General features: G+C 74.4%; 22 protein-coding genes. 11 read left to right on the top strand and 11 right to left on the bottom strand.

Going from position 1 to position 26435, the window contains the following annotated elements; all coding sequences use genetic code 11:
• Positions 1 to 51: 51 nt before the first annotated feature.
• The 5 genes from ACI791_RS16910 to ACI791_RS16890 all read right to left on the bottom strand — a co-directional run bounded on the left by ACI791_RS16910 (position 52) and on the right by ACI791_RS16890 (position 3940).
• Positions 52 to 759, bottom strand: coding sequence for an SDR family NAD(P)-dependent oxidoreductase (locus tag ACI791_RS16910; protein WP_456587101.1), 708 nt, complete (start codon positions 757 to 759; stop codon positions 52 to 54).
• Positions 752 to 1456 carry an IspD/TarI family cytidylyltransferase gene (locus ACI791_RS16905; protein WP_456587100.1) on the bottom strand — a complete coding sequence of 235 codons (705 nt, stop codon included), beginning with the start codon at positions 1454 to 1456 and terminating at the stop codon, positions 752 to 754. Before ACI791_RS16905 ends, ACI791_RS16910 begins: the two co-directional genes overlap by 8 nt.
• Positions 1453 to 1773, bottom strand: a complete 321-nt coding sequence (locus ACI791_RS16900) for a DUF6752 domain-containing protein (protein WP_456587099.1) — start codon at positions 1771 to 1773, stop codon at positions 1453 to 1455. The genes ACI791_RS16905 and ACI791_RS16900 overlap by 4 nt, the downstream gene beginning before the upstream one ends.
• The gene (locus ACI791_RS16895) at positions 1752 to 3272 is read right to left on the bottom strand and encodes a class I SAM-dependent methyltransferase (protein WP_456587098.1); all 1521 of its coding nucleotides are present in this window, start codon (positions 3270 to 3272) and stop codon (positions 1752 to 1754) included. The genes ACI791_RS16900 and ACI791_RS16895 overlap by 22 nt, the downstream gene beginning before the upstream one ends.
• Positions 3273 to 3469: 197 nt before the next feature.
• The gene (locus ACI791_RS16890; protein WP_456587097.1) at positions 3470 to 3940 is read right to left on the bottom strand and encodes a gamma-glutamylcyclotransferase family protein; all 471 of its coding nucleotides are present in this window, start codon (positions 3938 to 3940) and stop codon (positions 3470 to 3472) included.
• A gap of 116 nt (positions 3941 to 4056) precedes the next feature.
• On the opposite strand from ACI791_RS16890, the gene ACI791_RS16885 reads away from it, so the two are divergent.
• From ACI791_RS16885 to ACI791_RS16875, 3 genes are all read left to right on the top strand, one after another.
• Positions 4057 to 5460 (top strand): NAD(P)H-quinone dehydrogenase, encoded by a 1404-nt coding sequence (locus ACI791_RS16885; protein ID WP_456587096.1) that lies wholly within the window; start codon positions 4057 to 4059, stop codon positions 5458 to 5460.
• 95 nt (positions 5461 to 5555) lie between these two features.
• On the top strand, positions 5556 to 7280 hold the full coding sequence (locus ACI791_RS16880; protein ID WP_456587095.1) for a reprolysin-like metallopeptidase: 1725 nt from the start codon (positions 5556 to 5558) through the stop codon (positions 7278 to 7280).
• Between the two features lie 74 nt (positions 7281 to 7354).
• Positions 7355 to 9892: a hypothetical protein gene (locus ACI791_RS16875; protein WP_456587094.1), complete on the top strand. Its 2538-nt coding sequence runs from the start codon at positions 7355 to 7357 to the stop codon at positions 9890 to 9892.
• A 58-nt stretch (positions 9893 to 9950) separates the two neighbouring features.
• On the opposite strand, the gene ACI791_RS16870 is transcribed toward ACI791_RS16875, so the two are convergent.
• The 5 genes from ACI791_RS16870 to ACI791_RS16850 form a co-directional block, all read right to left on the bottom strand.
• Positions 9951 to 11711: an acetyl/propionyl/methylcrotonyl-CoA carboxylase subunit alpha gene (locus tag ACI791_RS16870; protein WP_456587093.1), complete on the bottom strand. Its 1761-nt coding sequence runs from the start codon at positions 11709 to 11711 to the stop codon at positions 9951 to 9953.
• Between the two features lie 95 nt (positions 11712 to 11806).
• Complete coding sequence (locus ACI791_RS16865) at positions 11807 to 13120, bottom strand: hypothetical protein (RefSeq protein ID WP_456587092.1); 1314 nt, start codon at positions 13118 to 13120, stop codon at positions 11807 to 11809.
• 82 nt (positions 13121 to 13202) lie between these two features.
• Positions 13203 to 13811 (bottom strand): Maf family protein, encoded by a 609-nt coding sequence (locus ACI791_RS16860; protein ID WP_456587091.1) that lies wholly within the window; start codon positions 13809 to 13811, stop codon positions 13203 to 13205.
• On the bottom strand, positions 13808 to 14023 hold the full coding sequence (locus ACI791_RS16855) for an acyl-CoA carboxylase subunit epsilon (RefSeq protein ID WP_456587090.1): 216 nt from the start codon (positions 14021 to 14023) through the stop codon (positions 13808 to 13810). The genes ACI791_RS16860 and ACI791_RS16855 overlap by 4 nt, the downstream gene beginning before the upstream one ends.
• Positions 14020 to 15648, bottom strand: a complete 1629-nt coding sequence (locus ACI791_RS16850) for an acyl-CoA carboxylase subunit beta (RefSeq protein WP_456587089.1) — start codon at positions 15646 to 15648, stop codon at positions 14020 to 14022. The genes ACI791_RS16855 and ACI791_RS16850 overlap by 4 nt, the downstream gene beginning before the upstream one ends.
• A 280-nt stretch (positions 15649 to 15928) precedes the next feature.
• Here ACI791_RS16850 and ACI791_RS16845 point away from each other — a divergent pair, with 280 nt between their 5' ends.
• The 5 genes from ACI791_RS16845 to ACI791_RS16825 all read left to right on the top strand — a co-directional run bounded on the left by ACI791_RS16845 (position 15929) and on the right by ACI791_RS16825 (position 22872).
• Entirely contained in the window at positions 15929 to 16771 is an 843-nt protein-coding gene (locus tag ACI791_RS16845; RefSeq protein ID WP_456587088.1) for a biotin--[acetyl-CoA-carboxylase] ligase, read from the top strand.
• A gap of 124 nt (positions 16772 to 16895) precedes the next feature.
• The gene (locus ACI791_RS16840; protein WP_456587087.1) at positions 16896 to 18086 is read left to right on the top strand and encodes an acyltransferase family protein; all 1191 of its coding nucleotides are present in this window, start codon (positions 16896 to 16898) and stop codon (positions 18084 to 18086) included.
• A 29-nt stretch (positions 18087 to 18115) separates the two neighbouring features.
• Positions 18116 to 18688, top strand: a complete 573-nt coding sequence (locus ACI791_RS16835; protein ID WP_456587086.1) for a PH domain-containing protein — start codon at positions 18116 to 18118, stop codon at positions 18686 to 18688.
• 78 nt (positions 18689 to 18766) lie between these two features.
• Entirely contained in the window at positions 18767 to 19915 is a 1149-nt protein-coding gene (locus ACI791_RS16830) for a metallophosphoesterase family protein (protein ID WP_456587085.1), read from the top strand.
• Positions 19912 to 22872: an AAA family ATPase gene (locus ACI791_RS16825; RefSeq protein ID WP_456587084.1), complete on the top strand. Its 2961-nt coding sequence runs from the start codon at positions 19912 to 19914 to the stop codon at positions 22870 to 22872. The genes ACI791_RS16830 and ACI791_RS16825 overlap by 4 nt, the downstream gene beginning before the upstream one ends.
• Before the next feature lie 16 nt (positions 22873 to 22888).
• Here ACI791_RS16825 and ACI791_RS16820 read toward each other — a convergent pair whose 3' ends face one another.
• Positions 22889 to 23395, bottom strand: a complete 507-nt coding sequence (locus ACI791_RS16820; RefSeq protein WP_456587083.1) for a GtrA family protein — start codon at positions 23393 to 23395, stop codon at positions 22889 to 22891.
• Positions 23396 to 23469: 74 nt separating this feature from the next.
• Here ACI791_RS16820 and ACI791_RS16815 point away from each other — a divergent pair, with 74 nt between their 5' ends.
• Genes ACI791_RS16815 through ACI791_RS16805 form a run of 3 tightly spaced genes read left to right on the top strand, consistent with a single transcriptional unit; the run spans position 23470 to position 26395 of the window.
• The gene (locus ACI791_RS16815) at positions 23470 to 24675 is read left to right on the top strand and encodes a 5-(carboxyamino)imidazole ribonucleotide synthase (protein ID WP_456587082.1); all 1206 of its coding nucleotides are present in this window, start codon (positions 23470 to 23472) and stop codon (positions 24673 to 24675) included.
• A gap of 17 nt (positions 24676 to 24692) precedes the next feature.
• Positions 24693 to 25217, top strand: coding sequence for a 5-(carboxyamino)imidazole ribonucleotide mutase (purE, locus tag ACI791_RS16810; protein WP_456587081.1), 525 nt, complete (start codon positions 24693 to 24695; stop codon positions 25215 to 25217).
• A 23-nt stretch (positions 25218 to 25240) separates the two neighbouring features.
• Entirely contained in the window at positions 25241 to 26395 is a 1155-nt protein-coding gene (locus ACI791_RS16805; RefSeq protein WP_456587080.1) for an acyl-CoA dehydrogenase family protein, read from the top strand.
• Positions 26396 to 26435: the final 40 nt, after the last annotated feature.

Here is a 26435-nt window from a genome sequence, read left to right as displayed (position 1 = left end):
CGAGCCGATGTGCACCGCTACGTCGAGCGGCCCCTCGGCGCGGCGGTGGGGCTACTGACGGACGACCAGGTTGGTGCTGTCGACGAACCGGCCGACGTCGGTGCTCAGCATCTCGATCACCTGCGCCACGTGCTCCGGCTGCATGATCGTGGTCGGGTCCTCGTCGGGTGCCAGAATCCGGCGCAGGTCGGTGGCGGTCCGGCCGGGGGAGATGCAGACGACGCGGGTGCCGTAGATGGCCAGTTCCTCGCGCATGACCTCACTCATGTTGATCACCGCGGCCTTCGACGCCGAGTAGGTCAGCCAGCCCGAGCGGCCCTGGATGCCCGCCGTCGACGCGACGTTGACGATGACGTCGAACTTGTTCCCGAGGTGCAGCAGCTCCTGGACGATGGTGAACGGGGCGTACAGGTTCACCGCCATCGTCCGCTCGAACTCCTCGAAGGGGATCTGGTGGATCGGCTGCGGGTTGGTGTAGCCGGCGTTGTTGACCAGGACGTCGACGTTGCCGTGGGACGAGCGCACCTCACGCATGAGCTCGGGGATGCCCGCCCGGTCGGCCAGGTCGAACGCGTGCGCGGTGACCTGCACGTCCGGGCTGACGGCGGAGACGGCGGAGACGGCGTCGTCGAACGCCGCCGAGCTGCGGGCGACCAGCACCAGCTGGTCCACGTCGCCCCGCGCCGCGAAGCGCACGGCGGTCTTCAGGCCGATGCCCTTGGACGCCCCGGTGACCAGGACGGTGCGCCGGTCACTCATCCTCGGTCTCCCCGTGCAGCAGGGACACCGCGAGGTGGATGTCGGTCGGCGTGGTCACCTTGATGTTGGTGTCCTTGCCGTCGATGTAGTGCACCGACAGCCCGGCCGCCGCCATGAGGGTGGCGTCCTCGGTGTAGACCACGTCCTGCCCGGCGGCGAAGGCGTGCGCCCGCTTGAGGTCGGCCAGGTCGAACTTCTGCGGCAGCTGGACGTTGCGCAGCCCGTCCCGCTCCAGGTAGCCGGTGACCGCGCGCGTCCGCGGATCCACCGGGGCGACGGTGAACGGGATCGGGATCATGTAGCTCACGTTGCGCTCGGGCGCGTCGATCAGCCGGCTGAAGTCGGCCGAGCGCACGAGGGGCCGTGCCGCCTCGTGCAGGACGACTGCGTCGTTCGTGCACAGATGCAGTGCGGCGGCGACCGACTCCTGCCTGGTGACTCCGGCCGTCACGTAGTCGACCGGCGTCTGGATGGCGTAGTCGCGGACGATGCCCTCCACCTCCTCGCGCCAGCCCTCCGGGTAGTTCAGGACGATCTGGTCGATCTCGGGCACGGCGTCCACGGCGACGAGCGAGTACACGAGGATCGGCAGGCCGTTCACCGTCAGGAACTGCTTGGGCCGGTCGGCGCCCATCCGCCGGCCGCTGCCGCCGTTGAGCAGGACGAGTGAGTACCCGGTCCCCCCCTGGCCGGTCACTGGGTGTCCTCGCTGAGGGAGTCGAACACGGCCGGGTCGATGTCACGGTCGTGCAGCGGCAGGACGAGTTCGGTGACGACGTCGGTCAGCTGGGCGACGCGCAAGTTCAGCCGCCTGGCCTCGTGCAGGCCTTCCTCGACCAGGCGCGTCCGCCCGTCCAGCTCCGGGAGCTGTGCCGTACGGCCCTCGAGCTCCGCGACCCGGGCACGCAGCTGCCCCACCTCGGCCAGCAGCGCCTCGTACTCCGGGACGAATGCCCGGCGGAGCCGCTTGGCCGGGGTGCGGACCAGCCGCTTCAGCGTGCTCTGCGCTGCCAAGAGATCACCATCCTCGTCGTCGGGAGCGTCGTGGGCCCCACGCTCCAGGGGGTGTGGTCGTGGGGCTCCTCGGCGTCGTGCGCCTCGTCGATCCGCAGCCCGTAGGGCGCCATGTCGGCGGCCAGCTCGTCCAGCCCGAGGGCCAGGTGCAGCGGACGGCGGGGCTCGTACCAGGTCTGCAGGCTCTCGCGGGGCACGTCGAGGTGGGCCCGGCCGCCGGTCCGCAGCACCATGCTCAGCAGCCGCCACAGTTGGGGGCGGCCGAGGTCGAGGAGCGAGCCGAGCAGTCCGCGCCCGTAGACGTGCACCGGCTCCCGGCGGGCGGCGATCCGCCCGCCCAACGTGATGACCGGGCGCGGGTCGTAGAGGTTCACGGCCCGGAAGCCTGCGGGCAGGCCACGCTCCCCGGCCACCCGGGTGGCGTGGACGACCACCGAGTCGATGTAGTCGATGGCGTCGACCCGGTGTCCCTGCCCGGCGAGCCACATGGCGTCGTTGCCGGGACCGGCTCCTACCTCGAGAACCGCCTCCCCGGACGGAAGCCTCTCGGCCACCCAGCGGGCGTACGACGAGGGCGGGCTACCGGGAGCGGGGACGGCCGGAACCTCGTAGCGGTAGTAGTCGCGCCAGGCCGTCCGGTGCATGTGCTGGTCGGAGAGCCAGCCGTACATCCGCTGCCCGGTGGCCGGCGGCACCTCGAAGCGGAACGCCGGGTCGGGGGTGGCCCAGTCCGGGCCGTAGATGGCCTCGAGCATGGTCTCGGGCTCCCGGACGACCGGCTCGGGCCGACCGTTGACGTCGATGGTCCCCAGCGGCAGCAGCTGGTCGCGGCGCACGCGGCTGCGCACGGGGAAGACCTGGTACCACCAGCCGTCGTCGATCCAGCCGGTGAAGATGTCCAGGTAGCCGTCGGGTCGGCCCTCGTGCTCGAAGTGCAGCTGCAAGTGCCCGGCGGAGCAACGCACGACGCTGATGCCGGCCTCGACGAGGATCCGCCCGAGCCGGAAGTTCTCGCGCGCCACGTCCACGGGATGGGTGTGCCGGCTCAGGTAGGCGAGATCCGCGTCGTCGTCGTGCGGCATCACCTCGCCGTCCCGGTACGGGCCCAGCAGCGTCCCGCCGTTCACGAAGACGTCGAGGTCGGTGTGCTCGGCCAGGACCGCGCGGACGTGGTCCAGGTTGTCCAGCAGCCGATCGACCATGCCGGCGTCGTAGTCGGCGAGCGCGTGACCGAGGTTGCCCCACTTGTTGACCACGAGGAGCAGGCCGTGGCTGTCGACGTAACGGATGGGCCCGTCGTCGTCCCCGAACCGGGCGCGGGTCGACGGGGTATCGGTACCGCCGTCCACGGGGCGCAGGGCGAACTCGCCGGTGCCGCGCAGGTAGGGGCGGAGCGGGTCCGGCCACGGCATCGTCCACCGGTCCGCCGCGCCGTCGACCGGCAGCGCGTCACCCACCCGGAACGACCAGACGCGTCGGCCGTCCAGCAGGACGTCCACGGCGCGGGACCCGTCGCGGGCCGAGGCGGAGAAGATGAGCCCTTGGTCGTCCGCCGCGAGAGCGCTGAGCAGGATCCGTCCCCCCGTCGTGATCGAGGCCCGTCCAGCCGGTGGCGACCAGGTGAACCGAGCGTCGCGCCGAGGCTAACAGCGGTGGTCGCACTCTGGCCGAGACGGCGGGGACTGCCGAAGGGGGGTCAGAAGGACGAGCGGCACTCCCGGGAGCGCAGCTCGGCGAGATAGTCGGCGGGGGCGCCGGCCGCCTCGGCGGCGTCCGCGATCCCGCCGAGGTGGCGCGCCGAGGGCAGCCCGCCCTCGAAGGCGTCCAGCACGTAGACGTAGGCGACGACGTCGCCGCCGAGGGTGTGCACGCGCAGGTGCACCCGCCGGTAGAGGCCGGAGTCGGCGCCCTCCCACGCGTCCAGGGCCCGCTCGTCGGCCTCGGTGAGGTCGTAGAGCGCGACGAACACGCCGGCGGTCTCCCCGCCCGAGCCGTCGTCGTCGGTGGGGACCAGAGTCGCGAGCGCGCCCTCCCAGCCCAGCTCCGCGCCGCCGAAGGTGAGCCGCCAGTCGCGGATCCAGCCGGTGCCGGTGTGCGGCGACGACGGGCAGCGGCGCAGCATCTGCGCGGGATCCATGTTCGACCCGTAGGCGGCGTAGAGGCCCATCCGGGCGAGACTAGCCACGGGAGTCGGCGGGCCGGGAGCGGGCGGTGGCTGGGGAGCGGGCCAGGAACGGGGACAATGGGTGCCGACGGACCGCTCGGCAACGGAAGATGGACCCCATGACCCGCATCGTCATCATCGGTGGTGGCCCGGCCGGCTACGAGGCTGCGCTGGTCGCCGCGCAGCTCGGGGCCGAGGTCACCGTGATCGAGCGCGACGGCATCGGCGGGGCCAGTGTGCTCACCGACTGCGTGCCCTCCAAGACGCTGATCGCCGCTGCCGGAGCGATGACGTCGGTGCGCCACTCCGCCGTCCTGGGCGTGCACGGCGCGGAGGTCGCCACGGTGAGCCTCGACCTGCCCGCGGCCAACCAGCGGGTGAAGAACCTGGCGATGGCGCAGTCGGCGGACATCCACGCCCGCCTCGAGGCGGAGGGTGTCCGGATCCTCTCCGGTCAGGGCCGGCTGGCCGATGACGAGCCTGGTCTGGCCGCGCACGAGGTCGAGATCCTCGACGCCGACGGCAAGGTCGTCGAGGAGATCGAGGGCGACGTCGTCCTCATCGCCACCGGCGCCGACCCACGGGTGCTGCCCGGGGCGGAGCCCGACGGCGAGCGCATCCTCGACTGGCGCGACGTGTACGACCTCCAGGAACCGCCCGCGCACCTGGTCGTCGTGGGCTCCGGCGTCACCGGCGCCGAGTTCGCCTCCGGTTACCTGGAGGCCGGCGTCCCGGTCACCCTCGTCTCCTCCCGCGACCGGGTCCTGCCCGGCGAGGACTCCGACGCCGCCGAGGTCCTCGAGCAGGTCTTCCAGTCCCGCGGCGGTCGCCTCGAGCGCGGCCGCGCGGCCGGCGTGCGGCGAACCGAGAAGGGCATCGCCGTCGAGCTCACCGACGGGCGCTGCGTCGAGGCCTCGCACGCGCTGATGACCGTCGGCACCGTGCCCAACACCGCGGGGCTCAACCTGGAGCAGCACGGCGTCGAGGTCACCGAGGCCGGTCACGTCGTCGTCGACCGGGTCTCGCGCACCTCGGTGCCGGGCATCTACGCCGCCGGCGACGTGACCGGCGTCTTCCAGCTGGCCTCCGTGGCCGCCATGCAGGGGCGGATCGCGATGTGGCACGCCCTGGGCGAGGCCGTCGCGCCGATCAAGCTCAAGACGGTGGCGGCCAACGTCTTCACCCACCCGGAGATCGCCACCGTCGGCGTGCAGGAGAAGTCGCTCGCCGAGAGCGTCGACGTCGAGGCGGTGCGCCTGCCGCTGGCGACCAACGCGCGGGCGAAGATGAGCGACCTGCACGACGGCTTCGTCAAGCTGTTCGCCCGGCGCTCCACCGGGGTCATCGTGGGCGGGGTCGTCGTCTCGCCGGGGGCCTCGGAGCTCGTGCTGCCGATCGCCCTGGCGGTGACCAAGGGGCTCACGGTCGACGACCTCGCGCAGACCTTCGCGATCTACCCGTCGCTGTCGGGCTCGATCACCGAGGCGGGGCGCCGCCTGATGGGCGCCGACGACCTCGCCTGAGGAGTTCGGGGCGCGTGCGGCACGTGTGACGGGAGTTCGGCTCGACATCGCCGGGCCCGTGCCGACCCGGTACGGGACCGCCGATGCAGGAGTCGATGTCTCCTGACCACGAGCCCCGTCGTCCTCGCGGCTCCCGCCGTCCGATCCGCGCCCTGGCGCTCGCCGGCGCCGTGCTGTCGGGTGCTCTGGGCGCCGTGGTGGTCCCGGGGGTCGCCGCCGCGGAGACGGGGACCACCGTCGTCGGCGAGCTGGTGCACGCCTGGGCGGAGGGGCAGCCGGCGGGCGGTCCGCACGCGGCCGGGGACGACCACGGCGGGGAGACGCTGCTCAGCTGGGTGGACACCGCCGACGGCGCCGTCCGGGTGCCTGCGGAGCAGGTCGCCGCCGTGCCGGGCGGTTCCACGGTCGAGCTGGCCGTCGGCGAGCAGGTCGACGACGAGGACGGCTACGAGCCCGCCGTCACGGTGCTGGGCAGCGACGTCCTCTCCCCGCCACCGGTCACCGACCCGGTGCCGGTGCCCGCCCCGAGGGGCGGGCTCACCAACGAGGTCACCGTGGTCCTGGTCGCACCGGCCGGCACGACCCCCGACGGCACGCGGCTGCGGGACGTCGTCGCGGCCGTGGACGGCGGCGTGTCCGACTTCTGGTCCGAGCAGACCGGCGGCGCGGTCACCGTCGGCGTCACCGAACGCCGTGACTGGATCAGCACGACGGCCGGCTGCGCGACGCCGGGGGCGCTGTGGAACGAGGTGGCGACGAAGGTCGGCTTCGTCCCCGGTCCCGGCAGGCACCTGCTGCTCCGGCTGAGCAGCCAGACCGCCACGCAGCCGGCTTGTGCCTACGCGCTGGCCGAAGTGGGCGTCGGCCCCGCATCCGGTGGTCGGCTGTACGTGCGGGACACCTCCACCTCATTGATCGCGCACGAGCTCGGGCACAACTTCGGCCTGGGCCACTCCTCGGCGGTCCAGTGCGACGGACTCGTCGAGGACGGCGCCTGCCGGACCGCCGCCTACCGCGACTTCTACGACGTGATGGGCGCCTCCTGGGCGCGCTTCGGCGCGCTGACCGCCGTCCAGGCCTCCGCCCTCGGGGTGCTGCCCGGCGATGCGCAGCGGACGGTGTCCGTGGGGGAGGCCGCCACCAGCGTGACGCTGGCCCCGCTGGCCGGTGGCACCGGCGTGCGGGCCCTCCGGCTGGTCGACGCCGACGGCGTCGCCTACTGGCTGGAGCTGCGGGCGGCGGCCGGACGCGACGGCTGGCTGGCCACCCGTGACAACGTCTACGGGCTGGACGCCGGTGTGCTGGTCCACCGGGCCGGCCGGTTCCCGGACACCTCCCTGCTCCTCGACGGCACGCCCGGACCGGCGGCCGGCTGGGATGCCGACCGGCAGGCGGCCCTCCCGGTGGGCGCGGTCGTCGCGCTCTCCGGTGGCGACTTCACGGTCACCGTGCGCAGCCTCGACGGCGGCGCCGCGGTCGTGGACGTGGTCCCCGCCCCGGGAGCCGCCGTTGCCCAGGCCGCCCCCGCGGCGGACCCCGCGGACCGCGCGGACTCCGCGGACCAGGAGCGCCGGGGCACCCTCGCCGGAACTCCGGCGGGCCAGGCGCCGGAGGCCGCCGGGCCCGCACCGCAGGCCTCGCTGCGCCTGGCGCCGGGGGGCGGGCTCAGCGTGCCCCGTGGCGAGGTCGTGCTCGAGCCGGTCGCTGACAGCTCGGGGTTCCTCGGCGGTCCCCTCCTGCCGGTGACGGCCGCCGTGCTCAGTGCAGCCGCCCTGCTGCTGTTCCACGCGCTGCGCCGCAGTCGCCTGATGGGGCGTTGAGGCGCCTCGTACGGTTCAGGTCCACGGCAGAACTGCCGATGCAGGGGGTAGTCCCCTCAGCTCAGGAGCTCTGCGTGCGAGACGCCCATCGTTCCCGGCCCCAGCGGTCGTCCGTCCTGGTCGCCTTGGGGGCCACCGGCCTCACCGTGCTCACGGTGCTCGGGGCCCCGGCGACGCGGGCGCAGGACGATCCGGCGTCCGCCGGTGAGACGATCGTCGGCGAGCTGGTCCAGGGGTACGCGGACCCCGCTCCGGTCCAGGAGGGCGAGGAGCACGAAACCCACGGCCCCGAGGCGGAGCTGCTCAGCTGGATCCGTACCGATGCCGGCGACGCGGTGCGGGTCGACACCGAGGAGCTCCCCGCGGTCGAGATCGGGTCGACGGTCCGGGTCACCGTGGGGGACGCGGTCGTCGACGAGGCGGCCGAGCAGGGCCTGGCGCCGGCACTCGAGGTGCTCGGGGCCCAGGTCCTCGCCGCGCCCGAGGAGCCGGTGATCGCGCCGACCGCCGCACCGGTGAACCACCCGGTCACCGTGGTGATGCTGCAGCCGGCCGGCGCCGCGCGGGACGGCACGACGCTGGCGCAGGTCATGGAAGCCGTGAACGGGCCCGTCGCCGAGTTCTGGGAGGAGCAGACCGACGGAGCCGTCCGCTTCGGCACGGTCGCCGGCTTCGACTGGCCGACGGAGCCCTCCACGCTGGACTGCGCCGACCCCCTTGCTCTCTGGCAGGAAGCCGCAACTCGGGCCGGGTGGACGGCCGGGCCGGACAAGCACCTGCTGATGTACGTGCCCGAGGGCTCGTCGGGGTGCTCGTACGGCCTGGGGACGATCGGCACCGGGAGCACCGGGTCCGGCGGCCTGGCGTACGTGCGGGCGACGAGGACCTCGCTCATCGCCCACGAGTTCGGTCACAACCTCGGGCTGGGCCACGCGTCGCACCTGCAGTGCGCTGCCGTCGTGGACGGGGCTCCCTGCCACATCCGCTCCTACTACGACATGTACGACGTCATGGGGGTCTCCTGGGAGGAGGTCGGCTCTCTCGGCGCTCCGCACGCCGCCCAGCTCGGAGTGCTGCCGCCGGAGGCAGCCCCTACCCTGGCCGCCGGCGCTGCCTCGACCCGGTTCTCGCTCTCGCCGGTGGGTGTGCGAACCGGTACGCGCGCGATCCGGCTCGCCGACAGCGACGGCGACGTCTACTGGCTGGAGTACCGAACGGCGACCGGTCGAGACAGCTATCTCGGGACGGCGGCGAACTGGCCCGGGCTCGAGACGGGCGTACTTCTCCGGCGGACTGGCGGAACCGACGGCGAGAACACGTCGTTCCTGCTCGACGGCACCCCGAAGCCGCAGGCCTACTGGCCCTCGGACCTCGCCGTCGCGGTTCCGCAGGGCAGATCGATCTCGTTCGGCACTGCACCGTTCAGGGTGACGGTCCTGGAGGCGACCGGGTCCGCCGCCACCGTCGAGGTGGAGGGCGACCACCCGATCAACATCGCCTACGAGCGGCTCGGCGGTGCCAGCGTCCTCGGTGCACCGGTCGTCTCCCGGACCTGCGGCCTGCGGGACGGTGGCTGCTTCCGCCACTACGAGCGGGGATCGATCTACTGGTCGAAGGCCACGGGGGCGCGCGGCGTCATGCACTCGACGAGGGACCGGTGGGCCTCCCTGGGCTGGGAGACCGGCGCTCTCGGTTATCCGCTGACGGATACACGGTGCACCCTGCGGAACGGCGGCTGCTTCCAGCACTTCCAGGGTGGGTCGATGTACGCGACCGGCAGCCAGGCGAGGGCGTACGTGACACAGGGCCGCACACGAGACCGGTGGGCGGCTGCGGGGTGGGAGAACGGCCTGCTGGGCTTCCCGACGAGCGACACCGTCTGCGGGCTGCGCAACGGCGGGTGCTATCAGCACTTCCAGTCCGGGTCGGTGTACTCGTCCGCCGGCACGGGCACGCGCTTGATCGGTGCCGCGGTGCGGCAGCGCTGGGCAGGCACGGGCTGGGAGAACGGCCGGCTCGGTTATCCGGTGACCGACCAGGCCTGCGGTCTGCCCGACGGCGGGTGCTTCGTCCACTTCGAGCGCGGGTCCGTGTACGTCTCCGCCGCCACCGGTGCGCATGACCTCGTGGGGGCCGTGCGTGACCGCTGGGCCGCGTCGGGCTGGGAGCGCGGGCCGCTCGGTTACCCGGCCACCAGCACGGTCTGCGGGCTCCGCGACGGTGGCTGCTTCCAGCACTTCCAGCGCGGGTCGGTGTACTGGTCCGCGGCGACCGGGGCGCGGCTGGTCGACCTCGCCACGCGGGGGGTGTGGGCGTCGTCCGGCTGGGAGGGCGGGGCGCTCGGTTACCCGGTGACCGACCAGGTCTGCGGTCTGGTGTCCGGCGGGTGCCTGGTCCACTTCCAGGGCGGGTCGGTGTACACGTCGCCGGGAAGCGGGAGTCACGCCGTCGCGGGGTGGACGCGGGACGCCTGGGCGGCGACCGGGTGGGAGCGCGGCTCGCTGGGGTACCCGGTCGAGGGACGGCGTCACTTCCGTGACGGCGAATCCCAGCGGTTCCAAGGTGGGACGCTGCAGTGGGACTACCGGACCGGCCGGGTGCGGGTGGTCTGAGCGGACCGGGGCCCCGCCGGCGCGTCCGCCGGTGCAGCCCCGGTCCGTACGGCTGCGGCTACTCCGCCGCGTCGGCGATGGTGCAGATGACCGCGCCGCTGGTGACCGAGGCGCCGACCTCGGCCGACAGACCGGAGATCGTGCCGGCCTTGTGCGCGGTGATCGGCTGTTCCATCTTCATCGCCTCGAGGACGACGACGAGGTCACCGGCGGCCACGGTGGCGCCGTCCTCGACGGCGACCTTGACGATCGTGCCCTGCATGGGGGAGGTGAGGGAGTTCCCCGATGCGGCCGCGCCGCCACCGCCGCCTCCGCGCTTGCGCGGCTTGGCGACCGCGCCGGGCGCCGCGCCGCCGCCGGCGGTCAGCCCGGCCGGCAGCGACACCTCGAGCCGGCGGCCACCGACCTCCACGACCACCGTCTGCCGGGGCGCGTCCTCGTCCTGACCACTCGGGGCGGCGTCGTGGGGCGGGACCTGGTTGTCCCACTCGGTCTCGATCCAGCGCGTGTGCACCGTGAACGGCTCGGTGGTGAAGGCCTCGTCGCGGACGACGGCACGGTGGAACGGGATGACCGTGGGCATGCCCTCGACGACCAGCTCGTCGAGCGCGCGCCGGGCCCGCTGCAGCGCCTCCTCGCGAGTGGCGCCGGTGACGATCAGCTTGGCCAGCATGGAGTCGAACGCGCCGGCGACCTCGCCACCGGTCTCGACGCCGGAGTCCCAGCGCACGCCGGGCCCCTGTGGGATCTCCAGCCGCTCCACCGGTCCGGGGGCCGGCATGAAGTTGCGGCCGGCGTCCTCGGCGTTGATCCGGAACTCGATGCTGTGGCCGCGCGGCGCCGGGTCCTCGGTGATCTCCAGCGGGAGCCCGTCGGCGATGCGGAACTGCTGGCGCACCAGGTCGATGCCCGAGGTCTCCTCCGACACCGGGTGTTCCACCTGGAGCCGGGTGTTGACCTCGAGGAAGGAGATCGAGCCGTCCGTACCGACCAGGTACTCGACGGTGCCGGCACCGTGGTAGCCGGCCTCCTTGCAGATGGCCTTGGCGGAGGAGTGGATGCGCTCCCGCTGCTCGTCGGTGAGGAACGGCGCAGGCGCCTCCTCGACCAGCTTCTGGTTGCGCCGCTGCAGCGAGCAGTCGCGGGTGCCGACGACGATCACGTTGCCGTGGGTGTCGGCCAGCACCTGGGCCTCGACGTGCCGCGGCTTGTCCAGGAACCGCTCGACGAAGCACTCACCGCGCCCGAAGGCGGAGACGGCCTCGCGGACGGCGGAGTCGAACAGCTCCGGGATCTCCTCCATCGTGCGGGCGACCTTCAGGCCGCGGCCGCCACCGCCGAAGGCCGCCTTGATGGCGACGGGGAGCCCGTGCGCTTCCGCGAAGGCGATCACCTCGTCGGCGCCGCCGACCGGGTCCTTGGTGCCGGGCACGAGGGGTGCGCCGGCCTTGGTGGCGATGTGCCGGGCAGCGACCTTGTCGCCCAGGTCGACGATCGCCTGGGGCGAGGGCCCGATCCAGGTGAGGCCGGCGTCGAGAACCGCCTGCGCGAAGTCGGCGTTCTCCGACAGGAAGCCGTAGCCGGGGTGGACGGCGTCGGCGCCCGACTGCTTCGCCGCGTGGAGGATCTTGTCGATCACCAGGTAGGAGTCGCCTGGTGTCGTGCCGCCCAGGGCGAACGCCTCGTCCGCGACGCGCACGTGCAGCGCGTCCCGGTCGGGCTCGGCGTAGACCGCCACGCTGGTCAGACCCGCGTCCTTGCACGCGCGGGCCACCCGGACCGCGATCTCGCCACGGTTGGCGATCAGGACCTTCTGCACCGGTGCACTCCCTCTCGATCGGACGGCTCGGACTGTAGCCAGCAGGCCGCATCCCGTCCGCAGCAGGTCCGGACGCCGCCGGATCAAGGCGCGGCTCAGGTGGAGGCGAGCGAGTCCGTCCGGCGTGACCCCGGAAGTCGACGCAACCACCGCTCCACCCGCTGCATCGGCAGCCGCGACCGGGTGGGTCCGGGGGTGGCGGTGTCGTCGAACGCGACGACGGACGGGGCCAGTGCCGCCGACGCCGACGGGACGTCCCCGGCCCGGGGTGCCGGCACGGCGGGCGACGGCGTCTCGTCGGTCGTCACGGGAGTACCCGGGTCACCCGCGGCGCCGGTCGGGGCTCCGGTGACCTCGGTCGTGCCGAACGCATCCGCAGGGGCCGGGTCGGAACCCGTCGGGATGAGTGCGACCAGCGCGTCCAAAGCGGCGTCCAGGAGCTCCTCGGCGCTCACCGCCGCGGTGGTCGGGGCGGATCCGGTGGGTGACACCGTGAGCTCGTCGAGGTGCCCCACCACCTGGCAGCCGGCGGTGCGCAGTTCCTCGACCATGGCGGCTGCGCGCCAGGCCACCCACGCCCGGTCGCCCGGGGGCACGGTCAGCGAGCCGGACGACGGGCGCTCGGCCAGGACGTCGGCGGCCACGTGGTGGGTGATGCGCGCGGCATAGGTCGGCCAGTCGATGCCGTAGTCCAGGCGTTCGTTGAGTCGGCGGAGGAGCTCCGCCTCCGCCCGGCCCAGTGACTTGTTGCGCCGGCCGTCCGGTGGGGTGGCGAGATCGGGATCGACCCCGATCACCTGGGCGAAGCGCTGCCACAGCGCGGCGGGGTCGGCCCCCCGCGGCGGGACGGTGACGAGGTGGACCCGGGTGGCCGGGAGCGCCGCGCGCCACCGCGCCACGAGCGCCGGCAGGTCCTGGCGCAGCCACAGGGCGCGGCCGTACCAGGCGTCACTCCAGGAGTCGGACTGCGCGACGGCCAGGAACTCCTCGAACGGCATGTAGTGCCGGTTCTTCACGTCCTCCTGCCAGACGGCGGGCAGTTGCCTGGCCAGGTCGCGGGCGGTCACGACGACGTGCAGCTCGGCGAAGGCGAGGTCCGCGTGCACCCGGGCGATGGCTTCGGCGGGCAGGTCGCCGAACAGCTCGTGGGAGATGACCGTGGTGCCCTCGTGCGCCCGGGCGGCCTCGACCAGCCGGTCCCACGCCCCCTGCGTCACCGGGTCCACCCAGCCGTTGAAGTCCTCCTGCTTGAGGTCCAGCGTGGCGTGGAAGTGCGCCTCGGGCACGTCTCCCGGGAAGTGCACACCTGCGTCGGCCAGGGCCTCGCGGGAGTTCCAGAGCAGGTCCTGCAGGTACGTCGTCCCGGACTTGGGCGTACCGACGTGGAGGATTACCCTGTGTGCGCTCATGGCCACCATGGGTACCTGCGTCTCGGCGTCGTCGCCAGCGGGAACGGCTATGCCATCACTCCCGTCACACCGGCACCGCGGATCAGCGGCGCCAGAGGTCGGTGATCGCCAGGCCGCGCTTCGCCAGCTGGGTCCGCAGGACCGTGAGCGACAGCCCCACGACGGCGGCCGGATCGCCCTCGACCCGGCGCACGAACGGCGCGCCGAGCCCGTCGAGGGTGAACGCGCCCGCCACGGCCAGCGGCTCCCCGGTGGCGAGGTAGGCCTCCACCTCCAGCGAAGTGGGCTCGGCGAAGTAGACGACGGTCGAGGCCACCGCGATGTCGCGGCTGACGACCGCACCGTCGCGGACGTCGAACAGCGCCTGGCCGGTGTGCAGGATCCCGGAGCGGCCGGCCATGCGCCGCCAGCGGTCGCGCGCCTCCGCGGCGTCCGCCGGCTTGCCCTGCGGCTTCCCGGCGAACTCGAGCAACGAGTCGGCGCCGATGACCAGGGCGTCGCTCTCCCGCTTGGCGACGTCCGCGGCCTTCGCGGCGGCCAGCAGGGCGACCTGGTCGGCCACGCGCGGAGCGGAGTACGCGGACTCGTCCACGTCGCTCACCACGACCTCGGGCGCGAGCCCCGCCTGCCGCAGGAGCGACAGCCGGGCCGGGGACGCCGACGCCAGCACCAGCCGCCGGTCGACGCTCATGCGTACCTCCCCGCGGCCCGCCAGCCGCCGTGGCCGTGCTGCAGGGCACCGCGGTGGCGGTCGGCGTAGGAGGCCCACGCGCCGACCGGCGTCGGGCGACGGCGCCCCCGGCGCTGGGACAGGGCCGCCACGACGACGGTCAGCGCGGCGAGCTCCTCGGCGGTCGGCTCGCCCTTCACGACCCGCAGGAGCGGGCGCTGGTCCTCGGTCACAGCGGGATGTTCCCGTGCTTCTTGGCCGGCAGGGTCTGGCGCTTGTTGGCCAGCACCCGCAGCGCCTTGGTCACCTGCACCCGCGTGTGCGACGGCGGGATGACCGCGTCCACGTAACCGCGGTCCGCGGCGATGTAGGGGTTGGCGAGGGTGTCCTCGTACTCGGCGATCAGCTCCGCGCGGCGGGTGTCCGGGTCCTCCGCCGCGGCCAGCTCCTTGCGGTAGAGGATGCCGACCGCGCCCTGCGCCCCGACGACGGCGATCTGCGCCGTCGGCCAGGCGAGGTTCACGTCCGCACCCAGGTGCTTGGACCCCATGACGTCGTAGGCGCCGCCGTAGGCCTTGCGGGTGATGACGGTCACCTTCGGCACGGTGGCCTCGGCGTAGGCGTAGATCAGCTTGGCGCCGCGGCGGATGATGCCCTCCCACTCCTGCGACGTGCCGGGCAGGAAGCCCGGGACGTCGACGAAGGTGAGCACCGGGATGTTGAAGGCGTCGCAGGTGCGCACGAACCGCGCCGCCTTCTCGCTGGCGTCGATGTCCAGCGTGCCCGCGAACTGGGTGGGCTGGTTGGCCACGATCCCGACCGGCCGGCCCTCGATCCGGCCGAAGCCGATGAGGATGTTGGGCGCGAACAGCGGCTGCACCTCGAGGAACTCGCCGTCGTCGAGCACGTGCTCGACAACGGTGTGCATGTCGTAGGGCGTGTTGGCCGAGTCGGGGATGAAGGTGTCGAGCTCCAGGTCCTCGTCGGTCAGGGCGTCGGGGAGGACGGTGTCCACGGGGGCGATGTCGAGAGCCGGCAGCGGGTCGAGGTTGTTGCTCGGCAGGTAGGACAGCAGCGCCTTGACGTAGTCCAGGGCGTCGGCCTCGTCCTCGGCCAGGTAGTGCGCGACACCGGACTTGGTGTTGTGCGTGCGCGCCCCGCCCAGCTCCTCGAGGGAGACGTCCTCGCCGGTCACGGTCTTCACGACGTCGGGGCCGGTGATGAACATCTGGCTGGTCTCGTCCACCATGACGATGAAGTCGGTGAGGGCGGGCGAGTAGACGTGCCCCCCGGCGGCGGGCCCCATGACCAGCGAGATCTGCGGGATGACGCCGGAGGCGTGCACGTTGCGCCGGAAGATCTCGCCGTAGAGACCGAGGGAGACCACACCCTCCTGGATGCGGGCGCCGCCACCCTCGTTGATGCCGATGACGGGGCAGCCGTTCTTGACCGCGAAGTCCTGGACCTTGACGATCTTCTCGCCGTACACCTCGCCGAGGCTGCCGCCGAACACGGTCACGTCCTGGGAGAAGATCGCCACCGGCCGGCCGTCGACCGTGCCGTACCCGGTGACGACGCCGTCGCCGAACGGGCGCTTGTCGGCCATGCCGAAGTTCGTCGACCGGTGCCGGGCGAACTCGTCGAACTCGGTGAACGAGCCCGGGTCGAGCAGGGCCTCGATCCGCTCGCGGGCGGTCATCTTGCCCGCGGCGTGCTGCTTCTCCACGGCCCGCTCGGAGCCGGCGTGCTGGGCCTCCTGCACGCGGCGCTCGAAGTCGGCGAGCTTCCCGGCCGTCGTGTGGATGTCGACGTCGTCGGGGACGTGCTCCCCGGCGCTCTCCAGTTCAGCCGTGCTCACGTGTCCTCCTCGCTGGGGCCCCTCGGCCGCGTGCGCGCGCCGCTGGTCCGCTCGTCCGTGACTCACCCGCCCGGTCACGCGCGTCTCGTCCGCGGCCGCCCGGAGGCCTCCGCGTTCGTGCCGTGCCCGTGTGCCGGCCCCGGCGTGCCGGGGCTCCGGGTTCCGTAGCGTAGGGGAGCCTCCGGAACGCTCTCCTGCTGGCGTCCGGCGGTCCGCCGTACGGGTGCCCCGGCGGACGGGCCGGAGGGCGCGGCCGGGCGCCGGTGGCTAGCGTGGCCGGGTGCCCGATGCCTCTCCCTCCCGCTGGTCGGACCTGGAGCGCCCCGCGCTCGACGCGCGGGCTCTGGAGACCGCGCTGTGCCGGGACAGCGCCCTGTGGCGGTCGGTCGAGGTCGTCGACGAGATCAGCTCCACGAACGCCGCCCTGGCCGCTGCCGCCGCGGGGGACGCGCCCGAGGGGACCGTCCTCGTGGCCGAGCACCAGGTCACCGGGCGGGGCCGCCTCGACCGGGTGTGGACCTCGCCTCCGCGCGCCGGCCTGACCGTCTCGTTCCTGCTGCGTCCCGACGTCCCGGCCGCGCGCCGCGGCTGGCTGCCCCTGCTCACCGGGGTGGCGCTGGCCGAGTCGGTGCGGGAGGTCAGCGGGGTGCTCGCGTCGGTGAAGTGGCCCAACGACCTGCTCGCCGCGGACGGGCGCAAGCTCGCCGGGATCCTGGCCGAGTCGGTCGCCGCCGACAGCCTTCCGGCCGGCGTCGTCGTCGGTGTCGGCCTCAACGTCTCCACCACGGCCGCCGAGCTGCCGGAGACCGGGACGTCCCTGTCGGTGGTGACCGGCGGGACCGTCGACCGTGCCCCGGTGCTGCTGGGCTTCCTGCGGGCCGTCGAGCGGCGGTACCGCGGCTGGGTCCGGGCACTGGGCGACCCGGTGGTCTCCGGGCTCGCGCAGGACTACCTGGCGTGGTCCTCGACGATCGGCAGCACCGTCGAGGTGACGATGCCGGACGGTTCGGCGCTGGTCGGCACCGCGCGGGCGATCGACTGGGACGGGCGGCTGGTCGTCGACGGCGCCGAGGGCACCGTCGAGCTGGCCAGCGGGGACGTCCGGCACGTCCGCCCGGCCTGACCCCGCGGCACCAGCGGGGTCGGTGTGACGGGCGGGACCGACATCCGCGGCGGAGGTGCCGGCGGTCCCGGCCGGCCGGTCGCCGGCGCCCTAGCGTGCCCTCTCGATGACGCGCCGTGGCCGAATGCCGGCACCCTCTGCAATCGCTCCGCCGTCGGCGGGGGGCGAGATCCGCGCGCTCACCGGGCTCCGCCTGGTCGCTGCCCTGTGGGTGGTGGCGCACCACCTCTGGCTGTTCGCGCCCGACCGGTCCTGGGCGGCGCACCTCGAGCCGGTGCGCCCCGTGCTGGAGAGCGGCTGGCTCGGCGTCGACCTCTTCTTCGTGCTCAGCGGGTTCGTGCTGGCGCACAACTACGTGACCGTCCTCGGCAGCCGGCCCGGCCTGCGGACGACGGCCGACTTCTACTGGGCCCGGCTCAGCCGCATCTGGCCGACGTGGATGGTGGTCCTGACCGCGGTCAGCGTCGGCCTGGTCGTCCGGGAGGCGCTCACCGGGCAACCCTCCCGGGCCGCTGCGGTTTCGGGGCCCGATGCCACGGCCGTGCTGCGGCAGGTCCTGCTCGTGCAGGTGTGGGACCGGCCTGACCACGCCGCCACCGGACCCGTCGGGCCGGGGTGGTCACTGAGCGCCGAGTGGCTCGCCTACCTGGTCTTCCCCCTCGGGGCCCTGCTCCTGTTCCGGTTGCGCCGGTGCCGTCCGGTGGTCCTGGGCGGCCTGGCGGTGGGGGCGGTGACCCCGTTCGCATGGGCCTGCGTGGCGTCCGGCACGCACGACTGGCGCTGGAGCTGGCTGCTGCGGCTGGCCGGCTGCTTCGTCGCCGGGGCGCTGGTCGCGCTCTTCACGCGACGGATCGGCGCCTGCGACCGTGCGGTGCGTGCGGCGGGCGCGGTCGCCACCGGGGCGGTGGCGTTCGTCCCGCTCGCGATCTGGGTGGCCGGCGCGGAGCGCGGTGGCGTGGCCGTCCTCGCCTTCCCGGTGCTGGTCGGCGCGCTCGCCCTGGCCGACCGCGGCCCGGTGCGGCCGCTGTCGACGGCGCCCGTGGTCCTCGGTGGCCGGATCTCCTTCGCGCTGTACCTCGTGCACATGGCCGTCCTCGAGACCGCCTGGACGCTGGCCGACGTCGTCCCCGGGGCGGGCCCCACCCTGCAGTTGGTGGCGCCGGTTCTGCCCCTGCCCGCCGCGTGGCTGCTCTGGCGGTTCGTCGAGGAGCCCGCTCGCGGGCGGATGCGCGCCCTCGGTCCGGCGCGTCCGGTGGTCGCGCCGGCGCGTTCGCCCTCGATCAAGACGGACGCGCCGGTGCCGTCGAACGCCTGATCCGCGGCCGCTGGCGGCATCCTGGGGGTGTGCCGTACCCCGACAAGCTCCTCGCCGACGACGAAGAGGTCGTGCGCCACCTGCACCCGCACTGGCTCACGGTCTTCCGGCCGGTCGTGTCCTTCCTGTTCGTCGTCGGCGGCGTCTCGTTCGGGGCCGCGCTGGTCCCCTCGGGGCCGCAGCAGGGCATGATCCGGCTGGCCATCGTGGTCGTGGCGGCCCTGCTGCTGCTGTTCCTCGTCGTCGTCCCGCTGCTGCGCTGGCGGACGACGCACTACGTGGTGACCACCCACCGGCTGCTGTTCCGCGAGGGCGTCCTCGCCCGCCGCGGCCGCGACCTCGGGCTCTCCCGGATAACCGACGTCTCCTACGCCCAGACGCTGTGGGAACGGATCATCCACTCGGGCACGCTGACCATCGAGACGGCTGGGGACGCCGGGGCCACCGTGCTGCGCCGGATCCCCGACACCGACGGCGTCCAGCAGCTGCTCGCCTTCATGATCGAGGAGGACGCCGACCGGCGGGCCCAGGAGAACGCCTGGTACATCCGCGGCGACGGCCTGCCGCCCGCGGAGGGCTGGCGCTCCACCGGCGTCCGCTGACCGCCGAACCCGGTGTGACGGGCCCGTCACGGCGCGCCTGGGCGGTTCTGTCGTACCCCCTCCCTACCTTGTGCGCCTATGCGGCTGCTGCACACGTCGGACTGGCACATCGGCCGCACCCTGCACGGCACCGACCTGCTGGCCGAGCAGGAGGCGGTGCTGAGCGGCCTGGCCGCCGTCGTCACCGCCGAGCGGGTCGACGTGGTCGTCGTGGCCGGTGACGTGTACGACCGCGCGGTGCCCTCGGCCGACGCCACCGGCGTCCTCGACCGCGTCGTCGGCCGGCTGCTGGCCACCGGCGCCCGGGTGGTGCTGACGCCGGGCAACCACGACTCGGCCCGTCGGCTCGGCACGTTCTCCGGTCTGCTCAGCGCCGCCGGCCTGCACGTCCGGGCGGTCACCCCGCGCCTGGACGAGCCGGTGCTGCTCGCCGACGAGCACGGCGAGGTGGCGGTGTACGGCATCCCGTACCTCGAGCCGGAGGTGGCCCGGCACGAGCTGGGCGTACCCGCGGCGCGGGGTCACGAGGCGGTGCTGCGCGAGGCCATGGACCGGGTGCGCGCCGACCTGTTCCTGCGCCCGGGTGCCCGGTCGGTCGTGCTCGCGCACGCCTTCGTCGGCGGTGGGCTGGCCAGCGAGAGCGAGCGGGACATCTGCGTCGGCGGGGTCGACCTCGTACCGGCCCGGGTGTTCGACGGCGTCGACTACGTCGCCCTCGGTCACCTGCACCGGCCGCAGACGCTGTCGGCGCGGATGCGGTACAGCGGGTCCCCGCTGGCCTACTCCTTCGGCGAGGCGGGGCAGCAGAAGCAGGCGTGGCTGGTCGACCTCGACGCCGACGGCCTCGCCGAGGTGCGGGCGGTGCCCCTGCCCACGCCCCGGGCGCTGTCGGTGCTCACCGGCACCCTGGAGGAGCTGCTCGCCGAGCCGGCGCTCGCCGCCGCCGAGCAGCACTTCGTCTCCGCCCGCCTCACCGACCCGGTCCGGCCGACCGACCCGATGCGCCGGCTGCAGGAGCGGTTCCCGTTCTGCGTGCACCTGGACTGGGCCGGCGCGGGGGCGGCGACCGAGGGCGGGAGCTACCAGGAGCGGATGAAGGGGCGCAGCGCCCTCGACGTCGCCGGTGAGTTCGTCAGCCACGTCCGCGGCGTCCCGGCCACCGCGGCCGAGCGGGAGCTGCTGGCCCGGGCGCTGGGCGCCGGCGACCGCGCGGAGGTGGCCCGATGAGGCTGCACCGGCTGCAGGTCACCGCATTCGGCCCGTTCGCCGGCACCGTCGAGGTCGACCTCGACGACGTGGGCCGGGACGGCCTCTTCCTGCTGTGGGGGCCCACCGGCGCGGGCAAGACCACCCTGCTCGACGCCGTGGTGTTCGCCCTCTTCGGGCGGGTGCCCGGCGCGCGCGGCGAGGAGAAGCGGCTGCGCAGCGACCACGCCGACGCCGCCACGCGCACGGAGGTCACCTGCGAGCTGACCCTGGGCCCGGAGCGGCTGCGGGTGGTCCGGCGGCCGGAGCAGCAGCGACCGAAGAAGCGCGGCGAGGGGTGGGCGACCGAGCAGGCCAAGCTGCTGGTCTCCCGGCTCACCGACGGTGGGTGGGAGCCGGTCAGCACGAGGATCGACGAGGGCTCCGAGCACCTGCGCACCCGGCTGGGGCTCGACGTCCACCAGTTCTGCCAGGTCGTGCTGCTCCCGCAGGGGGACTTCGCGCGGTTCCTGCGCGCCGAGCCCGAGCACCGTGCCGAGCTGCTCCGCACGCTGTTCGACGTCGACCGGTTCGCCCGGGCCGAGGACTGGCTGGCCGAGGAGCGCGCGGCAGCCCGCGAGCGCAGCACGGTGCAGCGCGCCCAGCTGGGCAACCTCGTCGCGCGGGTGGCCCAGATCGCCGAGGTCGACGTGCCCGAGGACCTCGCCCCCGAGCTGGTGGGCGCGGGCCCGGCCACCCGGGTCGTGCCGTGGGTGGAGAAGGTCCGCGCGGCGGCCACCGGCCGCCTGGCGGAGGTGACGGCCGGGGCCGACGCCGCCGCCGTGGAGGTGGCCGCGATCGACGGCGAGCTGGCCGCCGCCCGGGCGCTCGACGAGCGGCACGCCCGGCGCGTCCAGGCGGCGACGGAGCTGGCGCGGCTGGAGCAGCGGGAGCCCGCGCTCGCGCCCCTCCGTGCCGAGCGCGACGCCGGCCGCCGCGCCGAGCCGCTGCGCGACGTGCTGCAGTCGGCCGGTGCGGCAGCCCTGGCCGCGGAACGGGCGGCCGAGGCGCTGACCGCGGCGGAGGTCGCGTGGGCGCCGGTGGCCGACGGCCGCGAGGCGACCCCGGCCGTGGCCCGCGAGCTGCGGGACCAGGCAGCCGGGGCGCGGGCGCTGCTGCCGGAGGTGGAGCGGGCGGCGGCGATCGAGCGCACCGTCGCGGCGCTGGACCGGGCCGTCGACGAGCTGGCCGCGCGCTGCGCCGCGGGGGAGCGGGCGGTGGCCGGGTTCCCCGCCCGGCTCGCCGAGCACGAGGAGCGGCTCGCCCGGGCCCGGACGGCGGCCGCCGAGCTGCCGGCGCAGCGCAGCGCGCTCGACGCCGCGCAGGACGCGCTGGAGGCGGCCCGGGCCGCCGAGTCGCTGGCCGGCCGGCTGGAGGAGCTGCGCGCGGACGTCCGGGTGCGCCGGGAGGAGTGGGCCGACGCCCGCGAGCAGTGGCTGGACCTGCGCGGCCGGCGGCTCGACGGGATGGCGGCGGAGCTGGCCGCGGCGCTCACCGACGGGGCGGGCTGCCCGGTCTGCGGTGCGACCGAGCACCCGCGGCCGGCGGTGCACGACGGGGTGCGGGTCACGGCGGCCGACGAGGACGCCGCCCGAGTGGTCGCCGACGCCGGGGAGACCGCACTCGCCGCGGCCACCGCCCGGCTCGACGCCGCCGAGCGGGAACTGGCCGTGGTCCGCGCCCGCGCCGGGGAGCTGCCGGCGCGGGAGCAGGCCGATCGGGTGGCCGGCCTCACCGCCGCCGTCCGGGCCACCGCGGAGCTGGCCGGAGGGCTCGCCGCAGCCGAGGCGGAGCTGCAGCGGCTGGCCGGCGAGCGGGAGGCCGCGACCGCCCGGCTGGCCGCCGACCGCGAGGAGCGGCGCGCGCGGATCGCCGAGCGGGAGGCCCGCGCCCTCGGGCTGGCCGAGCTGTCCGAGCGGCTGACCGCCGCGCGCGGCGGCGACGCCGACCTCCCGGCCCGCGTGGCGCGGCTGTCGGGGGCGGCCGACCGGTGCGAGGCGGTCGTCGCCGCCGGAGCCGAGTCGACGCGGGCGCAGGCCCAGGCGGAAGCCGCCCGGCGGGCCGCCGAGGAGCGCGCCGGGGCCGCGGGCTTCGACGACCTGCTCGACGCGGCGGCGGCGCTGCTGGAGCCCGGCCGCCTCGCCGGGCTGGACCGGGAGCTGGACGGGCACGACCAGCGGGTGGCGTTGCTGCGGGGGCGGCCGGCCGACGCCGAGCTGGCCGATCTCCCCCCGCGGCCCGACCTGGACGCGCTGGAGGACCGCTGCGCGGGTGTGACCCGGCGGCGGGAGGAGGCGGTGGCCGCGCTGGATCAGGCGCGGCGCTGCGCGACGTCGCTGGCCGACCTCGTCGGCCGGGTGACGGCCGCGGAGCTGGAGCTGGCCGAGCTGCGCGACTGGGCCGACCAGGTGACCGCGCTGGCCGACCTGGCCCACGGCCGGGGGGCGAACGCCCGCAGGATGCGGCTGCAGTCCTTCGTGCTCGCGGCGCGCCTCGAGCAGGTGGCCGAGGTGGCCAGCCGGCGGCTGCTGGACATGTCCGGCGGTCGGTACACCTTCCTGCACAGCGACGCGCAGGGACGGCACGGTGCCCGGGGCGGGCTGGGGCTGGACGTCTTCGACGAGTACACCGGCGCCCGGCGGCCCACGAAGACCCTCTCCGGCGGCGAGAGCTTCATGGCGTCGCTGGCGCTGGCGCTCGGCCTCGCCGACGTCGTCACCGCCGAGACCGGTGGCGTGCGCATCGACACCCTCTTCGTCGACGAGGGCTTCGGCACCCTCGACGCGCAGGCGCTGGACGCGGTGATGACCGTCCTGGACGAGCTCCGGCGGGGCGGGCGCACGGTCGGTGTGATCAGTCACCTGGAGGAGCTGCGCACCCGGATCCCGACGCGGCTGGAGGTCATCGCGGGGCGGAACGGTTCGCGGCTGGCCGGCTGAGCGCCGGCTCGCGGGGTCAGGCTCGGCCGACCGGCCCGCCCGGGGCGGCGGCGGGGACCGGATCTGGCGGCGCCGCGGACGTCCGCTGCGGGAAGACCCAGCGGCGGTACCCGAGGAAGCGCAGCACTGTCCCCAACGCGATCGAGACCAGGTTCGCGCCCTGGAGCACCAGAGCGCTCTGCTGGTCGAGCGGGTAGCGGACGAACGCGACGATTCCGAGACCCACCACGAGCGCGGCCCCGTTGACCGCGGCGAAGCGCCAGTACTCGCGCCGGAGGCCGGTGCGCGCCCGGTGGGCGAAGGACCAGAACCGGTGCCCGACGAAGGCGACCGACATCGACACGAGGGTGGCCAGCAGTTTCGACGTCACCGCTCCGGCACCGACGTGGGCGTACAGGAGCTGGAACAGCCCGACGTCGATGGCGAAGCACACCGCGCCCACGACGCCGAACGCCCCGAGCTCGCGCACCAGCCGTCGCTCACCGGCGCGCAGGAGCTGACGCAACCGCACGACGAGGCCCACGCCAGCACTGTACGGAGGCGCCGGTCCCGGGCGCTCGCCGCGCGGCCCGGGGACGCCGCTAGCCTTCGGGCACCATGCCTGCGCCTCTGCACCCGCACACCGGACTCCCCGTGGTGGCCATGATCGGCGGCGGCCAGCTCGCCCGGATGACCCACCAGGCGGCCGTCGCGCTCGGCCAGTCGCTCCGGGTCCTGGCCGCCGGCCCCGATGAGTCGGCCGCGCTCGTCGCCGCCGACGTGCGCTTCGGCGACCACCGGGACCTCGATGCCCTGCGCGCGGTGGCCGGCGGCGCCACCGTCGTCACCTTCGATCACGAGCACGTGCCGACCGAGCACCTCGAAGCGCTCGAGGCGGCCGGTACTCGGGTCGCCCCGAGCCCGGGGGCGCTCGTGCACGCCCAGGACAAGCTCGTCCTCCGGCGCGCGCTCGGCGAGGCGGGGGAGCCGCAGCCGGCGTGGGCGGAGGTGTCCTCGGCGGCCGACGTCGAGGTGTTCGCCGCCGCCCACCGCTGGCCGGTGGTGCTCAAGACCCCGCGCGGCGGCTACGACGGGAAGGGCGTCTTCGTCGTCCGCGACGTCGTGGAGGCGGCGTCGCTGCTGGAGCGGCACGGCACCCTACTGGCCGAGCAGCGGGTGGCGATGGTCCGGGAACTGTCGGCGCAGGTGGCCCGGTCGCCCTTCGGGCAGGTGGCCGTGTGGCCGGTCGTCGAGACGGTCCAGCGCGACGGCGTCTGCGCGGAGGTGATCGCCCCGGCACCCGGTCTGTCCGAGGAGCGGGCGGCCGCGGCGCAGGAGCTCGCCGTGCGGATCGCCGACCGGCTCGGCGTCGTCGGCATGCTCGCCGTCGAGCTGTTCGAGACCCCCGACGGCATCCTGGTCAACGAGCTCGCCATGCGCCCGCACAACTCGGGCCACTGGACGATCGAGGGCGCGCGGACCAGCCAGTTCGAGCAGCACCTGCGCGCCGTCCTCGACTACCCGCTGGGGTCGACGGCGATGACCGCGCCGGTCGCGGTGATGGCCAACGTCCTCGGTGGCGCCGCGGCCGCCGAGGACTGGTCGGGGCCCGCGCTCGACGAGCGCATCCACCACTTCATGGCGCACTGGCCCGACGTGAAGCTGCACTGGTACGGCAAGACCCAGCGCCGGGGCCGCAAGCTGGGGCACGTGACCGCCCTGGGCGACGACGTCGCGGAGGTGCGGGCCCGCGCGGTCGCCGCCGCGCGCTACCTGGCCGACGGGGTCGTCGACCCCGCTTTCGCCTTCGAGCACGACCACTGAGCGCCGAGGAGGCCCCCGTGAGCCGGCTGGTCCCTGCCGACGACCCGGTCGTCGGGATCGTCATGGGCAGCGACTCGGACTGGCCGATGATGGCGCCGGCCGCCGAGGCGCTGGTGGAGTTCGGCGTCGGCTGGGAGGCGCACGTCATCTCCGCCCACCGCACCCCGCGCCGGATGCTCGACTACGCCGAGGGTGCGGCCGCCCGGGGTCTGCGGGTGATCGTCGCCGGCGCCGGGGGAGCGGCGCACCTGCCCGGCATGGTCGCCGCGGCCACGCCGCTGCCGGTCATCGGCGTGCCGCGCCCGCTGGACCGGCTCGACGGGATCGACAGCCTGCTGTCGATCGTGCAGATGCCGGCCGGGGTACCGGTGGCGACCGTCGGCATCGGCGGTGGGCGGAACGCCGGCCTGCTCGCCGTCCGCATCCTCGCCGCCGCCGATCCGCAGCTGCGGGCGCGGGTCGAGCGGTTCCAGGCCGAGCTCGCCGAGAGCGTCGTCGCCCGTGATCTCACCCTCCAGGAGCGCCTCGCTACCGACGGGTAGTCGGACCTCCTAGGATCGACGGCGTGGGTACGAACAGCGGGCTGTACGCCTTGACCGAGGAGCACGAAGCCATCCGGGCGGCGGTGCGCGACATCGCCGAGCGGGAGATCGCCCCCTACGCCGCCGAGGTCGACGCCGAGTCGCGCTACCCGATCGAGGCGCAGAAGGCGCTCACCGCGGCCGGCTTCCACGCCACCCACATCCCCGAGCAGTACGGCGGCGAGGGCGCCGACGCGATCGCCACCTGCATCGTCATCGAGGAGGTCGCCCGGGTCGACATGAGCGCCTCGCTCATCCCGGCGGTCAACAAGCTCGGGTCGATGCCGATCATCCTGTCGGCGTCCGAGGACGTGAAGCAGGAGGTCCTGCCGTCGATCGCGTCGGGCGACGCGATGATCAGCTACGGGCTCTCCGAGCGCGAAGCCGGCTCCGACGCCGCCGCGATGAAGACTCGTGCCCGGCTCGACGGCGAGAACTGGGTGCTCAACGGCACCAAGGCCTGGATCACCAACGCCGGCGTCTCCGAGTGGTACACGGTCATGGCCGTCACCGACCCGGAGGCCGGTGCCAACGGCATCTCGGCGTTCGCCGTGCACCGGGACGACCCCGGCTTCGCCGTGGGGCCGAAGGAACGCAAGATGGGCATCAAGGGCTCGCCCACCTGCGAGCTGTACTTCACCGACTGCACCGTCCCGGCCGACCGGATCATCGGCGCACCCGGCACGGGCTTCAAGACCGCGCTGCGGACGCTGGACTTCACCCGCCCGACCATCGGCGCCCAGGCCGTCGGCGTCGCCCAGGGCGCGCTCGACGCCGCGGTCGCCTACGTCAAGGAGCGGAAGCAGTTCGGAACGAGCGTCGGCTCGTTCCAGGGGGTGCAGTTCGTGCTCGCCGACATGGAGATGCGGATCGAGGCGGCCCGCCACCTGGTCTACGTCGCCGCGGCGGCGGGGGAGCAGGGGCGCCCCGACGTCACCCGCGTCTCGGCCTCCGCGAAGGCGTTCGCCTCCGACGTCGCCATGCAGGTGACCACCGACGCCGTCCAGCTGTTCGGCGGCGCCGGCTACACCCAGGACTTCCCGGTCGAGCGCATGATGCGCGACGCCAAGATCACCCAGATCTACGAGGGCACCAACCAGATCCAGCGCATGGTGATCGCCCGGAGTCTGCTGCGCTGACGGCCCGGACGCGCGTCGCGCACCCCACCGCGGCGGCGCT

The organism is Blastococcus sp. SYSU DS0973 (assembly GCF_054051055.1).
Note: the sequence above shows the minus strand (reverse complement) of the source record. Positions and strands in the feature narration are given on the sequence as shown.

What these genes read in the sequence shown, in the direction of transcription:
- ACI791_RS16890 (WP_456587097.1), bottom strand. Translation starts at nt 3,940, where the DNA reads ATGGGCCTCTACGCCGCCTACGGGTCGAACATGGATCCCGCGCAGATG.
- ACI791_RS16860 (WP_456587091.1), bottom strand. Translation starts at nt 13,811, where the DNA reads ATGAGCGTCGACCGGCGGCTGGTGCTGGCGTCGGCGTCCCCGGCCCGG.
- ACI791_RS16830 (WP_456587085.1), top strand. Translation starts at nt 18,767, where the DNA reads ATGCGGCTGCTGCACACGTCGGACTGGCACATCGGCCGCACCCTGCAC.
- ACI791_RS16825 (WP_456587084.1), top strand. Translation starts at nt 19,912, where the DNA reads ATGAGGCTGCACCGGCTGCAGGTCACCGCATTCGGCCCGTTCGCCGGC.
- ACI791_RS16865 (WP_456587092.1), bottom strand. Translation starts at nt 13,120, where the DNA reads ATGAGCGCACACAGGGTAATCCTCCACGTCGGTACGCCCAAGTCCGGG.
- ACI791_RS16880 (WP_456587095.1), top strand. Translation starts at nt 5,556, where the DNA reads ATGTCTCCTGACCACGAGCCCCGTCGTCCTCGCGGCTCCCGCCGTCCG.
- ACI791_RS16815 (WP_456587082.1), top strand. Translation starts at nt 23,470, where the DNA reads ATGCCTGCGCCTCTGCACCCGCACACCGGACTCCCCGTGGTGGCCATG.
- ACI791_RS16910 (WP_456587101.1), bottom strand. Translation starts at nt 759, where the DNA reads ATGAGTGACCGGCGCACCGTCCTGGTCACCGGGGCGTCCAAGGGCATC.
- ACI791_RS16840 (WP_456587087.1), top strand. Translation starts at nt 16,896, where the DNA reads ATGCCGGCACCCTCTGCAATCGCTCCGCCGTCGGCGGGGGGCGAGATC.
- ACI791_RS16885 (WP_456587096.1), top strand. Translation starts at nt 4,057, where the DNA reads ATGACCCGCATCGTCATCATCGGTGGTGGCCCGGCCGGCTACGAGGCT.